The 14,540-nt window shown below is 64.0% G+C and carries 10 protein-coding genes and 1 pseudogene; 9 read left to right on the top strand and 2 right to left on the bottom strand.

Annotated features, from left to right (window positions below):
* Window positions 1-44: 44 nt before the first annotated feature.
* Window positions 45-788, bottom strand: coding sequence for an SDR family NAD(P)-dependent oxidoreductase (locus AC0L3P_RS09915; protein WP_473301798.1), 744 nt, complete (start codon window positions 786-788; stop codon window positions 45-47).
* Window positions 789-932: 144 nt separating this feature from the next.
* Between AC0L3P_RS09915 and AC0L3P_RS09910 the strand changes: the two genes are divergently transcribed.
* From AC0L3P_RS09910 to AC0L3P_RS09890, 5 genes and pseudogenes are all read left to right on the top strand, one after another.
* Window positions 933-1,703, top strand: a complete 771-nt coding sequence (locus AC0L3P_RS09910; protein WP_473301741.1) for a methyltransferase domain-containing protein — start codon at window positions 933-935, stop codon at window positions 1,701-1,703.
* 185 nt (window positions 1,704-1,888) lie between these two features.
* Window positions 1,889-2,914, top strand: coding sequence for a DctP family TRAP transporter solute-binding subunit (locus AC0L3P_RS09905; protein ID WP_473301740.1), 1,026 nt, complete (start codon window positions 1,889-1,891; stop codon window positions 2,912-2,914).
* 67 nt (window positions 2,915-2,981) lie between these two features.
* A pseudogene (locus AC0L3P_RS09900) lies at window positions 2,982-3,539 on the top strand (TRAP transporter small permease); the annotation flags it as partial.
* Window positions 3,540-3,761: 222 nt separating this feature from the next.
* Entirely contained in the window at window positions 3,762-5,042 is a 1,281-nt protein-coding gene (locus AC0L3P_RS09895) for a TRAP transporter large permease (protein ID WP_342761046.1), read from the top strand.
* Between the two features lie 123 nt (window positions 5,043-5,165).
* Window positions 5,166-7,097: an alkyl/aryl-sulfatase gene (locus AC0L3P_RS09890; protein ID WP_473301739.1), complete on the top strand. Its 1,932-nt coding sequence runs from the start codon at window positions 5,166-5,168 to the stop codon at window positions 7,095-7,097.
* Between the two features lie 185 nt (window positions 7,098-7,282).
* Here the strand turns inward: AC0L3P_RS09890 and AC0L3P_RS09885 are convergent, their stop codons facing one another.
* The gene (locus AC0L3P_RS09885; RefSeq protein WP_275170399.1) at window positions 7,283-8,353 is read right to left on the bottom strand and encodes a glycosyltransferase family 4 protein; all 1,071 of its coding nucleotides are present in this window, start codon (window positions 8,351-8,353) and stop codon (window positions 7,283-7,285) included.
* Between the two features lie 277 nt (window positions 8,354-8,630).
* Here AC0L3P_RS09885 and AC0L3P_RS09880 point away from each other — a divergent pair, with 277 nt between their 5' ends.
* Genes AC0L3P_RS09880 through AC0L3P_RS09865 form a run of 4 tightly spaced genes read left to right on the top strand, consistent with a single transcriptional unit; the run spans window position 8,631 to window position 14,536 of the window.
* The gene (locus AC0L3P_RS09880; protein WP_354057531.1) at window positions 8,631-10,394 is read left to right on the top strand and encodes an ABC transporter ATP-binding protein; all 1,764 of its coding nucleotides are present in this window, start codon (window positions 8,631-8,633) and stop codon (window positions 10,392-10,394) included.
* 56 nt (window positions 10,395-10,450) lie between these two features.
* Entirely contained in the window at window positions 10,451-12,655 is a 2,205-nt protein-coding gene (locus tag AC0L3P_RS09875) for an amylo-alpha-1,6-glucosidase (RefSeq protein ID WP_473301738.1), read from the top strand.
* Window positions 12,656-12,677: 22 nt separating this feature from the next.
* Window positions 12,678-13,199, top strand: coding sequence for a PRC-barrel domain-containing protein (locus AC0L3P_RS09870; protein WP_275170402.1), 522 nt, complete (start codon window positions 12,678-12,680; stop codon window positions 13,197-13,199).
* 23 nt (window positions 13,200-13,222) lie between these two features.
* Complete coding sequence (locus tag AC0L3P_RS09865; RefSeq protein ID WP_275170403.1) at window positions 13,223-14,536, top strand: MFS transporter; 1,314 nt, start codon at window positions 13,223-13,225, stop codon at window positions 14,534-14,536.
* Window positions 14,537-14,540: the final 4 nt, after the last annotated feature.

Below are 14,540 nucleotides of genomic sequence, written 5' to 3'. Positions count from 1 at the left end.
GATCGCTTGTCAGTTAGAAAGGGCGAGAGGCTGAGCGCACGCCCCTAAAACTGATACCTCCTCAGTCCCCCGTCCACCGGGATCACCGTGCCCGTGATGTACCGCGCCACGGGTGACGCCAGAAACACCGCGAGCGCGGCGAGGTCTTCCGGCTCGCCCCAATAGCCGACGGGAATCTCTTCTTCCGCGAACCGCTCGCGATAATCAGGCGCGTAGTTGCGGCGGATCTGTTCGCTCATGATGCGGCCGGGCGGGATGCAGTTGATGGTGATGCCGTGCTGGCCGATCTCGCGGGACAGGCCCTTGGCCCAGGCGTGCACGGCGGCTTTGGCGGCAAAGGCAGCGTTGAGGCCTTCGGGTTCGGACTTGCCGGTGATGTTGACGATGCGGCCCCATTTGCGTTCGATCATCTGCGGCAGCAGCGCATGCGCGATGCGGCGGTAGCTGGTGAAATTCAGCGCGATCGCCTCGTCCCATTGGCTGTCGGGCGCATCGACCGGCAGCGGCCGACTGCCGCCGGCATTGTTGATGAGAATGTCGACGTGGCCGAGCTCTTTGAGCGCGAAAGTCGAAATCTTCTCCGCCGCGTCCTTGGCCATTACGTCCTGCTCCAACGGTGTGATCAGGCCGGAGCCGACTTCCGTCACCAGCTCGGCGAGCAGGTCGGTGCGCCGTGCCACGCCGACGACGCGCACGCCTTCGGCGGCCAAGCCTTTGGCGACAGCGCGGCCAATGCCGACGCTCGCCCCGGTGACGACGGCGGTTTTCGATTTGAGCCCGAGGTCCATGGTCACACGCTCTCTTGTTTGCTTTTTGCTTCTTGCTGTCCGTTTCCTGCCCCGTCCGGCCGGCTCGCGAATTGCCTGAGCGGGACGAGCAGTGGTAACCAAGAGCAACGGTGAAGGAAACACGAAAAAGAAAAGGCGTCGGCGATGGTCTGGGACCCGCAGCAATATCTAAAGTTCTCCGGTCACCGGCTTCGGCCCGCCATCGATCTGTTGATGCGGATTCCGGATTTCGCCCCGCGTGCGGTCGCCGATCTCGGCGCCGGCGCCGGCAACGTCACCAAGCTGATCAAGGAGCGTTGGCCGGACGCGACGGTGACCGGTGTCGAGGGCTCGGCCGAGATGGTTGCCGCCGGCCGCAAGGCGGCGCCGGACGTGGAATGGTCCCACGAGGACCTCGGCCACTGGCGCCCGACGAAACAATATGACGTGGTCTATTCCAATGCCGCGCTGCACTGGCTGCCCAATCATGCGGCACTGTTTCCATCGATCATGGAGAAGGTAACGCCCGGCGGAATGCTCGCTGTGCAGATGCCGCGCAACTTTCTGGCGCCCTCGCATGTGCTGATCGGCGAGACCGCGCTGGACGGTCCCTGGCGATCCAAGGTCGAGCATCTCGTCACGCCGCCGCCGGTCGAAGGGCCGGCCTACTATCACGGTCTTCTTGCTCCGATGTCGGCCAATATCGACATCTGGGAGACCGAATATCTGCAAGTGCTGGAAGGCGAGAATCCCGTGAAGGAGTGGACCAAGGGGACCTGGCTGACGCGTTATCTCGACATCTTGCAGGGCGACGAGAAGGCCGCGTTCGAAGCCGCCTATGGGATGCGGGTCGCGAAAGCCTATCCGAAGAACGCCGCGGGACAGACGCTGTTTCCGTTCCGGCGTCTGTTCATGGTCGCGCAGCGCAACGGCTGATCGCACTGCCGCAATGCGACATAAGCGCTCGCTTCCGGGAACGGCAGCAGGTGCCGGGTTGCGCAAGATAGCTTGGCTGCGGCAAATTGGGCTTAGGTCTAGTTGTTCGGGTGGCGGATTGCTGCCACTACTGAAACCGGAAAACAAAAAACACCCGGTTTTAGAGGTTGTTGGGAGGTACCTTCATGCGCAAACTGCTTCTTGCGGTCGCCGCCGCAGCACTTCTCGTGGCGCCTGCCTTGTCTCCTGTCTTGTCACCCGTCTTGGCCCAGGCCCAGAGCCCCATCGTCATCAAATTCAGCCACGTCGTCGCTAACGACACTCCTAAGGGCAAGGGCGCCCTGAAGTTCAAGGAACTTGCGGAGAAGTACACCGACGGCAAGGTCAAGGTCGAAATCTACCCGAACTCCACGCTGTACAAGGACAAGGAGGAGATCGAGGCGCTGCAGCTCGGCTCGGTGCACATGCTCGCGCCCTCGACCGCGAAGTTCGCACCGCTCGGGATCAAGGAATTCGAGGCGCTCGACCTGCCCTGGTTGTTCAAGGACGACCAGACCTATTCCAACGCGATGAAGGGCAAGATTGGCAGGTGGCTGTTCGAGAAGCTCGAGACCAAGGGCATCACCGGGCTCGCTTATTGGGACAACGGCTTCCACATGCTCTCCGCCAACCGTGCCCTCATGAAGCCGACCGATTTCCAGGGGCTCAAATTCCGCATCTCCGGATCGAAGGTCGCCGACCAATATCTCCGGATCATGGGCTCGATCCCCCAGATCATGGCGTTTTCCGAAGTCTACCAGGCCTTGCAGACGGGCGTGGTCGACGGCTGCGAGAACACCGCGTCCAACTACCTGACGCAGAAGTTCTACGAGGTGCAGAAGGACATCACCGTGTCCTATCACGCGCACCTGCAATATGCCGTCATCGTCAATTCGAAATTCTGGTCCGGCCTGCCGCCCGATATCCGCGCCCAGCTCGAGAAGGCGATGAACGAGGCGACCGACTATACCAACCAGATCGCGCATCAGGAAAACGAGGATGCGCTGGCCGAGATCAAGAAGACGGGCAAGACCACGCTGCATTATCTGACTGACGCCGATCGCAAGGCGTGGCAGGAAGCAATGCAGCCGACCTACAAATGGGCAAAGGGGCGGGTCGGGCAGGAAGTGCTCGATCTCGTCGCCAAGGAACTCGACGTCAAGATGAACTGACGCCGGCGCGCTTTGAGAACAACCATGAACGGTCGGGAGTGATCGCACTCCCGGCCGTTGCTCTTGAATGATGGGCCAAGCTGAGGGGACCAAATTGCTGCGTGCATTGAATCGTGTGCTCAATCATATCGAGGAATGGCTGATCGCGACGATGATCGCGGCCGCGACATCGCTCATCTTCGTTGCCGTGCTGCACCGATATGGCGCCGGGCTGTCGATCGACATCGCCAAATGGGCAGAGGCGCGCAACCTGGCCTTCCTGTCCGTCCCCGCGCGAGCCGCGTTCGTCTGGCTTGCCGCTCTCGACCTGTCCTGGGCGCAGGAACTCTGCATCTACATGTTCATCTGGATGGCGAAGTTCGGAGCGGCCTACGGGGTGCGCACCGGCATCCATGTCGGCGTCGACGTCCTGGTCAACGTCCTTCCGGGCGGATCGCGCCGCCGTGTCATCACGTTCGGCCTGATGTGCGGCGCCCTTTTCACCGCGATCGTTTGCTATTTCGGGGCCGCGTTCGTCGGCCAGATGTGGCAGACCGGCCAGCAATCCAACGATCTCGAAGCGCCGATGTGGCTGGTGTATCTCACCATCCCGCTCGGCTCCGGGCTGATGTGCTTCCGCTTCCTGCAGGTTGCCTGGTCGTTCTATCACACCGGCGAGCTGCCGCATCACGACGTGGCCGGCGTCGAGGGCGTGGAAGTAGACCCGGTCCATCCGGCCCCGGTCACGCGCAGTCAGGTCATCCGCGACGAACGCAGCCCGCTCGGCTGGGTCCTGATGTTGTTGCCGGTCCTGATCGTGGCCGTGTGCTTCGCCCACTCCGCGCACGTGATCACGCTGCCGCAGGGTCTGCGTGTCGCCGTGGTTTTCGGCCTTCTGCTGTCGTTGATGCTCACAGGCATGCCGATCTCGATCGCGCTCGGCCTCACCGTGCTCAGCTTCATGTTCACGCTGACCGACGTGCGAACGGAATCGGTGGCGCTGAAGCTGTTCACCGGCATCGAAAGCTTCGAGATCATGGCGATCCCGTTCTTCATCCTTGCCGGCAACTTCCTGACCCATGGCGGCGTGGCGCGCCGGATGATCGCGTTCGCGACTTCGCTGGTCGGGCATTGGTACGGCGGCCTCGCGCTCTCGGGCGTCGTCGCCTGCGCGCTGTTCGCCGCGATTTCGGGCTCGTCGCCGGCCACCGTGGTGGCGATCGGATCGGTGATCCTGCCCGCGATGGTCGCGCAGGGATTCCCGAAGAGGTTCGGGGCGGGCGTGATCACGACCTCGGGCTCGCTGGGAATTCTCATTCCACCCTCGATTCCGATGGTGCTTTTTGCCGTCTCTACCAACACCTCCGTCGGCAAGCTGTTCATCGCCGGCATCGTGCCGGGGCTCGTGCTCGCCATGCTGCTCGGCGCCACGACGTTCTATCGGGCCTGGCGTAACGACTATCCGAGGATGCCGAAAGCAACCTTCTACGAACGCTTCGACGCGTTCCGCAAGTCGATCTGGGGTATCCTGCTGATCGTGATCGTGATCGGCGGCATCTACAGTGGCCTGTTCACACCGACCGAAGCTGCCGCCGTCAGTGCGGTGTACGCCTTCATCGTCGCAGTGTTCATCTACAAGGATCTGAAGCTGCGAGACGTGCCGCGCGTGCTGCTGTCGTCGGCAAATCTTTCGGCGATGCTGCTCTACATCATCACCAACGCAGTCTTGTTCTCGTTCCTGATGACCTACGAGAACGTGCCGCAAGCGCTGGCGCAATGGATGATCGACCAGGGCCTCGGCTGGATTGGATTCTTGCTCCTCGTCAATCTCCTGCTGCTGGTGGCGGGCAACGTGATGGAGCCGTCCTCAATCATCCTGATCATGGCGCCAATCCTGTTTCCGGTTGCGATCAAGCTCGGCATCGATCCGATCCATTTCGGCATCCTGATGACGGTCAACATGGAGGTCGGGCTGTGCCATCCGCCGGTCGGCCTCAATCTCTACGTCGCCTCAGGCATTGCCAAGATGGGCATCACCGAGCTCACGGTCGCGGTGTGGCCATGGCTGCTGACGATGCTGGCATTCCTCGTGGTCGTGACATATTGGCCGGGCCTGTCGCTGTGGTTGCCGAGGCTGCTGGGGATGTAGCTGCGAACAAGCTGCTTCTCTCCACCTGTGGGCGCGGGGCTACGCGTTGCTGCGTCCTCCCGCCATGGCAATCGACCGCGAGATGCGGTTAGATGCCGCGCAACAGGCGGGGAGGAGATCGAGATGACGGACACGTCCAGCAACGGGCCGAAGAGCGCAACGCCGTCCGTCATCGCGCAGCAGACGGCGATGCTGAATGCGTTGCCGTTTTCCGACACGCGGGATTTCGACGACGCCGCGCGCGGCTTTCTCGGCACCATCGAGAACGCGGAGATCACCAATCCGCAAGGGCGGACGGTCTGGAGCCTCGAGCCCTACGGCTTTCTCGCCGCCGAGCAGGCGCCGGCCACGGTCAATCCGAGCCTGTGGCGCCAGTCGCGGCTCAACATGCAGCACGGCCTGTTCGAGGTCGTGCCCGGAATCTACCAGGTGCGTGGGCTCGACATCGCCAACATGACGCTGATCGAAGGCGACAGTGGCGTCATCGTCGTCGACACCCTGACCTCGATCGAGGGCGCGCGCGCCGCGCTCGATCTCTACTACAAGCATCGCGGCCAGCGGCCGGTCGCGGCCGTGATCTTCACCCATACCCACACCGACCATTGGGGCGGCGCGCGCGGCGTGCTGGAGGAGAATGCACTCACGACCGGCCGCGTGCCGATCATCGCGCCCAATTTGTTCATGGAGCATGCTGTCTCCGAGAACATCATCGCGGGACCTGCGATGCTGCGCCGGGCGCAGTACCAGTTCGGACCCCTCCTCGCCAAGGGCGCGCGCGGACAGGTCGATTGCGGCCTTGGCAAGTCGATGGCGGCAGGTTCGGTGGCGCTGCTGCGGCCGACCGATTTGATCATGGCGACCGGCGATCGGCGCGTGATCGACGGCGTCGAGTTCGAATTCCAGATGGCGCCGAACAGCGAAGCGCCGGCGGAGATGCATTTCTTCATCCCGCGTTACAAGCTGTTGAACCTGGCCGAGAACTGCACCCACAATTTCCACAATCTGCTACCGTTCCGCGGCGCCGACGTGCGCGACGCGCTGGCCTGGTCGAAATATCTGGGCGAGGCCCTGCAGCTCTGGGACGGCAAGGCGGAGGCGATGTGCGGCCAGCATCACTGGCCGGTGTGGGGACGCGAACGCATCGGCACCATGATCCGGCAGCAGCGCGATCTCTATAAATTCGCGCATGACCAGACCATCCGCCTGATGAATCATGGCCTCACCGCGGCCGAGATCGCCGAAACGATCCAGCTGCCCAGGAGCCTGGAGGGCGCCTGGCACGGCCGCGGCTATTACGGCCACATCCGGCACAATGTGAAGGCGATCTATCAAAAGTATCTGGGCTGGTACGACGCCAATCCGGTCAATCTCGACCCGCTGCCGCCGGTGGAGTCGGGCAAGAAATATGTCGAGTACATGGGTGGCGCCGGCGCCATCCTCGCGCGGGCGCGGGTCGATTTCGAAAAGGGCGAATTCCGCTTCGTGGCGCAGGCGCTCGGCCATCTCGTCTTTGCCGAGCCGGACAATCAGGCGGCGCGTGCGTTGCTGGCGGATACGCTGGAGCAGCTCGGCTACGCCGCTGAAAGCGCGACCTGGCGCAATGCCTATCTGTTCGGCGCGCAGGAATTGCGCCAGGGCATGCCGAAGGTGCCGGCACGCCCGCCGATGCCGCGCGAGACGCTGGCGGCGTTGCGCACCTCACAGCTCTGGGACGTGCTCGGCATCCGCCTCAATGGACCGAAGGCGGAAGGAAAGCACATCGTGCTGAACTGGAGCTTTTCCGACACCGGCGAGACCTTCGTGCTCAATCTGGAGAACTGCGCGCTCACCTACACAGCGGGCATGCAGGCGGACAATGCAGATGCCAGCTTCACGCTCGCGCGGTCGACGCTCGATGAGGTGATCGCAAAACTGACCAGCTTCCCGGAGGCAGTGGCTGCCGGCAAGGTCAAGTTCGCCGGCAACCCGATGCGCCTCGCCGAGCTGATGGGCCTGATGGACGAATTCCCGCGCATGTTCGAGATCGTCGAGCCGAAGCGGGCGGTGGTGAGATAGGGTACCGCATTCTTCCGTCATTGCGAGCGCAGCTAAGCAATCCAGAATCTCTCCGCCGGGACAGCCTGGATTGCTTCGCTGCGCTCGCAATGACGGTTGATAGAGAGGAGCGCGCCCCACGCAAATGTCGATGGCCGGGACATGCCCGGCCATGACGGTCGCGATGGGATGGGCGCGTGCTCCTGCTACTCCGCGCTGCTCACCAGCTTGATCCGCGGCGCCTGTTCCTCGCCGAGGCTGCGATAGGCCGCGAGATAATCCAGCGCCATGCGCCGCGCCGTGAAGCGCGTCTCGAACTGCTTGCGGATGAGGGAGCGGTCGAGTTGCGGCAGGCGACCGACGACGCCGGCTGCGCTGAGGACGTCCTCGACGACGAAGCCAGTGAGGCCATCGTCGATGATCTCGGGCACCGAGCCGCGGTTGAAGGCGATGACCGGCGTGCCGCAGGCCATGGCTTCGATCATCACCAGGCCAAACGGCTCCGGCCAGTCGATCGGCAGCAAAAGGCCGAGTGCGCCGCTCAGGAAGTCCGACTTCTCATGATCGCTGATCTCGCCGATGAATTCCACCAGCGGATTGTTCTCGATCATCGGCCGGATCAGCTCGTCATAGTAATCCTGGTCGGCGCGATCGACCTTGGCGGCGATCTTGAGCGGAATGCCGCAATGCGTCGCGATCTTGATGGCGCGGTCGACGCCCTTTTCCGGCGCGATGCGGCCGAGCACGGCGAGATATTCCTGTTTCGCCGGCTTCGGCGTCAGCAAATTCTCGGGCAGGCCGTGGTGAATCGTCCTCACCCAGTTCGCCTGCGGCACCGGCCGGCGCTGCGCGTTCGAGATCGAGATGACGGGGACCTTCGAGAAGGTGTTGAAGACCGGTTGATGCTCCGGCAGGTCGAGGCGGCCGTGCAGCGTGGTCAGGAACGGCGTCGGCTGCCGGTAGAACAGCGACCACGGATAATAATCGAGATGGAAGTGGAGGAAGTCGAACTCCTCGTCGTCACATTTCTGCCGCACCCGCTCCAGCATCACCATATGCAGCGCATTGGGATCGCGCACGGAACCGTCGAGGCGGAGCGCCCGCGGCCACAGCGCATCCAACTTTGCCGAGGTTTGCGAGTCGCCGCTGGCGAACAGCGTCACATCGTGTCCAAGGGCCACCAGCTCTTCCGTCAACCAATGCACCACCCGCTCGGTGCCGCCATACAGCTTGGGTGGAACAGCCTCCGTCAACGGAGCTACCTGCGCGATGCGCATCTCACCATCTCCTCTGTGCGATCATGATTGTAGAAAGCCCCCGCCTGTTCGGCACCGGCACGCCAGTCAAGGGAACGTTCCCGCACTTGCGAAGTTCCTTCTCCAGAACGTTACTTATTCGACACGTCGGATGCTCGTCGCGATGCTGCCATCACATCTTCGCAGAACGCCCGCATCCGCATGTCGTGATGAGTGTGCCCGGGAACCGAGGCAAGTGGCCGATGTTCAGTCGGCTAACAACAAAAGTTTGAATCATCACGACGGGGTCGATAGTCACATGGATCATCTTTCTGGATACGCGCACCGGCCGTTTGCCTTTGTTTTGCGCTATCTTCGGCGTCGCCTTGCGTCGCATCTCGTGATCCTGACCGCTGTGGTGGCGGCCGTTGCCTGCTCCGTAGGCACTCAGTATGGCGTCAAATCCCTCGTCGACAGCTTGTCGGCCGGCGCTTCGCATGGTGGGAACGTATGGCTGGCATTCATTTTCCTCATGACGCTGATCGCCGCCGACAATTTCCTTTGGCGGGTCGCGAGCTGGACGGCCAGCTTCACCTTCGTCCGTGTCACGGGTGATTTACGCCGTGACATATTTCGTCATCTGACCGGCCACGCGCCGAGCTACTTCTCCGACCGCATGCCCGGCATGCTGACCAGCCGCATCACGGCGACGTCGAATGCGGTGTTTACGGTCGAAAACATGTTCGTCTGGAATGTGCTGCCGCCGTGCATCGCAACGGTTGCCGCAATCGCACTGATTGGAACCGTCAGTCCCTATATGGCACTCGGCCTGATGGTGATTGCCGGCGGCATGGTGCTTGCGATGTTCCGCCTCGCTGCCGCGGGAAAGCCGCTGCATGACGACTTCGCCGACAAGGCCGCCGTCGTCGACGGCGAGATGATCGACGTCATCAGCAACATGCCGCTGGTCCGCGCCTTCTGCGGCATCGGGCACGAGCATGAGCGCTTCGACGCGACTGTGAACCGGGAGCTCACCGCGCGCGGCCGCAGCCTGCGCTATCTGGAGAAGCTGCGGCTTATCCATGCCGGCGTCACTGTCGTGCTCACGATCGCCCTGATGGCCTGGGCGATCATGCTCTGGCAGGATGGCCGGGCGACCACGGGCGACGTCGTGCTGGTCTGCACCCTCGGTCTCTCTATTTTGAACGCGACGCGCGATCTCGCGGTGGCGTTGGTCGACGTCACCCAGCACGTTGCGCGGCTGACCGAGGCGATCGCCACGCTGCTGGTGCCGCATGAATTGCGCGACCACCCCGAGGCCGAGCCACTGGTGAAGAGTGGCGCGGCGATCGCGTTCAACAATGTCACTTTCGGCTATCCCGGGGCTGCGAAGATCTTCGAACGCTTCAGCCTGCGCCTGCAACCAGGCCAGCGTGTCGGCCTGGTCGGCCAGTCCGGCGGCGGCAAGTCGACGCTGTTCACGCTGCTGCAGCGCTTCTACGATACCGACGAAGGCAGCATCACTATCGACGGTCAGGACATTTCCAAGGTGACGCAGCTCAGCCTGCGCGAGGCGATCTCGGTCGTGCCGCAGGACATCTCGCTGTTCCACCGCTCGATTCGCGAAAACATCCGCTATGGTCGTCCGAACGCGACCGACGACGAGGTGCTGCGTGCCGCGATTGCGGCGCGCTGCGATTTCGTCGAAAGCCTGCCTGGTGGTCTCGACACCATGGTCGGCGACCGCGGCGTCAAGATGTCCGGCGGCCAGCGCCAGCGCATCGCGATCGCGCGCGCCTTCCTGAAGGACGCGCCGATCCTGCTGCTGGACGAGGCGACCGCCGCGCTCGACAGCGAATCCGAGGAGGCGATCCGCGAGGCGTTGTCGCGGCTGATGCGCGGCCGCACTGTCATCGCGATCGCGCATCGTCTCGCGACCCTGCGCAATTTCGATCGCGTGGTCGTGTTGAGGGGTGGTAAGATCATCGAGGACGGGTCGCCCGAGCGTCTGATGCAGGGCCACGGGCCCTATCGTGAGCTGGTCACGCAGGAAATGAGCCGGCTCGCCCAAGCCGCCGCGTAAACCAACAGTCGCGTTCGAGTCGGTTGCGTGTCGAAACAAGCGCAGGGGAGCTGCTGATGTCGGCTGAAGCCGTTACCCAATTCGTCTCCGTGACGCGGACCGTGGACCAGGTCGCGGAACAGCCTTTCTATATTCCGATGACGGGACCGTCGGCGCGGCCGCGGCGTTCGCTCAAGCACGACGACACCTTTATCGTGCTCGACAGCCATGGCGACATCGGCGCGTCGGCCGGCGGGCCCGATGGCCTGTTCCATCACGACACGCGCTATCTTGCCAGGCTCGAGCTCGTGCTCGACGATCTCCAGCCGCTGCTGCTGGGCTCGAACCTGCGCGACGACAATTCGGCCCTGACCGTCGATCTCACCAATCCGGACATCTACCGGCAGGGCAGCCTCGTGCTGCAAAAGGACCTGCTGCACATCGTGCGCACGATCTTCCTGTGGCGCGGCACCGCCTATCAGCGCATCGGCGTGCAAAACCACGGCGACCGCCCGGCCAGCTTCGCGCTGACACTGCTGTTCGACAACGACTTCGCCGATCTGTTCGAAGTCCGCGGCGAGCGGCGCCCGCGCCGCGGAATCGGCTCGAGCCGGCTGTTGGGACCGACCGACGTGCTGTTCGACTACCGCGGTCTCGATGACGCCGAGCGCTCCACCAGCCTGCATTTCGATCCGCGCCCGACGAAGTTGTCGGTGAATGCCGCGACCTGGCAGCTCGAACTCGACCCGCATGAGTCGAAATCCCTGTTCGTGGCCGTGTCCTGCAACCGGCCGGTCGCGGAGAAGCCGGCGCGCTTTTTCAGAAGCCTGCTCGCCCACCGCCGCGAGATGCGCCGATCGACGATGGGGGCCGCCAGCATCGAGACCTCCAACAACATCTTCAACGAGGTGCTGTGCCAGGCCATGGCCGACCTCAACATGCTGATGACGGAGACGCCGCAGGGCCGCTATCCCTATGCGGGGATTCCCTGGTACTCGACGACGTTCGGCCGCGACGGGCTGATCACCGCGCTGCAGATGCTGTGGGTCGATCCGCGGATCGCCAAGGGCGTGCTGCGGCGGCTCGCCCATTTCCAGGCCAAAGCGGTCGATCCGCTCGCCGATGCCGCGCCCGGCAAGATCCTGCATGAGATGCGCGGCGGCGAGATGGCGGCGCTGCGCGAGGTCCCGTTCGCGCAATATTACGGCAGCGTCGATTCCACGGCCCTGTTCGTCCTGCTGGCAGGAAGCTATTTCGAGCGCACCGGCGACGAGAAGACCTTGACAGAGCTGTGGCCGGCCATCGAAGCGGGGTTGGCCTGGATCGACGGCCCCGGTGATCCCGACAAGGACGGCTTCGTCGAATATCAGCGCGCCACGGAAAAGGGCCTCGCCAACCAGGGCTGGAAGGATTCCTACGACGCGATCTTCCATGCCGATGGCCAGCTTGCGGAAGGCAATCTCGCGCTCGCCGAGGTGCAAGGTTACGTCTTTGCCGCCAAGCGGCTCGCCGCGCGTTGCGCGCTTCGGCTCGGCAAGCCTGATCTCGCCAGGAAGCTCGAGGCCGAGGCCAAGACGCTGGCCGAGCGTTTCGAGGCCGCGTTCTGGTGCGAGGAGCTCGGCACCTATGCGCTTGCGCTCGACGGCAAGAAGCGGCCGTGCAAGGTGCGGACCTCGAACGCCGGCCAGATCCTGTTCAGCGGCATGATCCGCGAGGACCGCGCGCGGCTCGTCGCTGCCGATTTGATGCGGCCGCACTTCTTCTCGGGCTGGGGCATCCGCACCGTCGCTGTCGGCGAGGTGCGATACAACCCGATGTCCTATCATGACGGGTCGATCTGGCCGCACGACAATGCGCTGATCGCGCTCGGGCTCGCGCGCTACGGGCTCAAGCATTCGGTCGCGCATGTCTTCAAGGGACTGTTCGACGCCGCGACCTACATGGACCTGCGCCGGTTGCCCGAATTGTTCTGCGGTTTCCGGCGCGAAAAGCGGCGCGGACCGACGCTCTATCCGGTCGCCTGCGCGCCGCAGGCCTGGGCCAGCGCCACGGCGTTCACGCTCTTGGAGGCGGCGCTGGGCATCGAGTTCGACGTGGCGCGCGGCGAGATCCGGCTGCGCAATCCGCATCTGCCGGCGTTTCTGCACGAGGTGATCTTGCGCGATCTGCGTCTGGGCGAATCCAGCGTGGACCTGCGTGTCAGCCGCCATGGCGACGACGTGGCGCTGGAGGTGCTGCGCACGCGTGGCCAGATTCAAGTCTCGATCGTGCTGGCGCGCTAGCGGCGCGCCAGGAGGAGGGTGCATGCGTACCGCCGGATGGTTGGCCCTGGGCGTCGTGATGGTCGTCGGGATGACGCTCGCCGTCTCACGCGCCGCGGAGCAGGCGCCCGCACCCGCGACTGAAGCGAATGCACCGCCGACGGTGCAGCCGCCGGCGTCATCGGTCCCCGTCACGCCAAAGAATGCCGCGCCACCGCCGTCGGTCACGATCATCGGCGCGAGCGACGCGCACGGTGTGCTTGGCCGTGACGTGCTCAGCGCGGCGAACGAGGACATGGGCCGCATCGTCGACGTCATCGTCGACCGGAGCGGGCACGTGCGCGCTGCCGTGATCGATTTTGGCGGCTTCCTCGGCGTCGGCAGCCGCAAGATCGTGGTGGACTGGAACGCGATGCGGTTCGGCAAGATCGTCAACAAGAAGGACAGCATCACGCTGGAATTGACCAAGGCACAGGTCGCAGCCGCGCCGGAATACAAGGAGGACACGCCGATGGTGGTGCTCGGCGCATCCGGCAGCCTGCAGCCACTGCAAGCTGTTCAGTGAGGCGCGGGGAGGAATGGCCGCCGGTGCTGTTGTCGAGAAAGCCGAATCATGCGGATCGCGAGGGCCGCGTTGAGCAGGACAAATTCTCGGTGCCGTCGCCTGCCGGCATCCCGGCGCCGTCGCGCCAGAGCCTGCGCGGCCTCGACTGGTTCATCTTCTTCCTCGCCGACGTGCAGACCGGATTCGGGCCGTTCATCGCAGTTTATCTGACGACCCAGAAATGGACCCAGGTCGAGATCGGCCTCGTGCTGTCGATCGGCGGCATCGTTGCCCTGATCGGCCAGATGCCGGGCGGCGCCATCATCGATGCCGCGAAATCCGAGCGGCTGGTCGCAGGCCTCGCGATCGCCACCATCGGCTGCTGCGCGCTTGCCTATGCGGCAATGCCGATCTTCCCCGTGGTGGTGGCTGCGGCCACCTTGCACGCGGCAGCAAGCTGCGTGCTCGGACCGGCGATCGCGGCGATCAGCCTCGGTCTGGTCGGCCCGCTCGCGATAGGCGAGCGTCTCGGCCGGAACGCGCGCTTCGCTTCGCTTGGCAACGGCGTTGCGGCTGCGGTGATGGGAACGGCCGGCTATCTGCTGTCGAGCCGCTCGGTATTCCTGGTCACCTTTCTGCTCGCGATTCCGACTTTGATCGCACTCTCTCGCATCCGGGAGCATGAGGTCGACATCGCCCGCTGTCACGGCGAGATGCCGCGCGAGGCGAAGGAACGCGGCGACACCAATATCTGGCATCTGATCCGGCAGCGGCCGCTCATTGTCTTTGCGCTCAGCGTGCTCTTGTTGCAGCTCGCGAACGCCTCGATGATGCCGCTGATGGCAAGCGCGGTGACGGCGCGATCGAGCGAGTGGGCGACGGTGCTCGTCGCTTTTTGCATCGTCGTGCCGCAGGCGATCGTGGCGCTGCTGTCGCCGAGCGTCGGGCGCAAGGCGCAAGCGTGGGGCCGCAGGCCGCTGCTGCTGATCGGATTCGCGGCGCTGACGATTCGCGGTCTGCTGTTCGCGACCGTGCGCGATCCGTATCTGCTGGTGCTGGTGCAGGTGTTCGACGGTCTCACCGCGGCGGTGTTCGCGGTGATGATCCCGCTGATCGTGGCCGACGTCGCCTTCGGCAGCGGCCATTTCAACCTCGCGCAGGGCATCGTCGGCACGGCAATGGGCATCGGCGCGTCGCTGAGCACCGCGCTTGGCGGCTATGTCAGCGACAAGTTCGGCAATGCCACGGCGTTCATGGGGCTATCTGGCGTCGCCGCGACGGGACTTCTGCTTATTCTGCTTGTGATGCCGGAGACGCGGCGCAAGGGCATGATCGCAGCAAAAGAAATGGCCGGCTGAACCA

Source organism: Bradyrhizobium sp. WSM4874 (genome assembly GCF_055811835.1).
This window is presented reverse-complemented; position numbering and strand designations above follow the sequence as displayed.

Bases quoted from the DNA above. Each gene is read 5' to 3' on its own strand.
- AC0L3P_RS09915 (WP_473301798.1), bottom strand. From the start codon at position 788: ATGGACCTCGGGCTCAAATCGAAAACCGCCGTCGTCACCGGGGCGAGC.
- AC0L3P_RS09910 (WP_473301741.1), top strand. From the start codon at position 933: ATGGTCTGGGACCCGCAGCAATATCTAAAGTTCTCCGGTCACCGGCTT.
- AC0L3P_RS09905 (WP_473301740.1), top strand. From the start codon at position 1,889: ATGCGCAAACTGCTTCTTGCGGTCGCCGCCGCAGCACTTCTCGTGGCG.
- AC0L3P_RS09890 (WP_473301739.1), top strand. From the start codon at position 5,166: ATGACGGACACGTCCAGCAACGGGCCGAAGAGCGCAACGCCGTCCGTC.
- AC0L3P_RS09885 (WP_275170399.1), bottom strand. From the start codon at position 8,353: ATGCGCATCGCGCAGGTAGCTCCGTTGACGGAGGCTGTTCCACCCAAG.
- AC0L3P_RS09880 (WP_354057531.1), top strand. From the start codon at position 8,631: ATGGATCATCTTTCTGGATACGCGCACCGGCCGTTTGCCTTTGTTTTG.
- AC0L3P_RS09875 (WP_473301738.1), top strand. From the start codon at position 10,451: ATGTCGGCTGAAGCCGTTACCCAATTCGTCTCCGTGACGCGGACCGTG.
- AC0L3P_RS09870 (WP_275170402.1), top strand. From the start codon at position 12,678: ATGCGTACCGCCGGATGGTTGGCCCTGGGCGTCGTGATGGTCGTCGGG.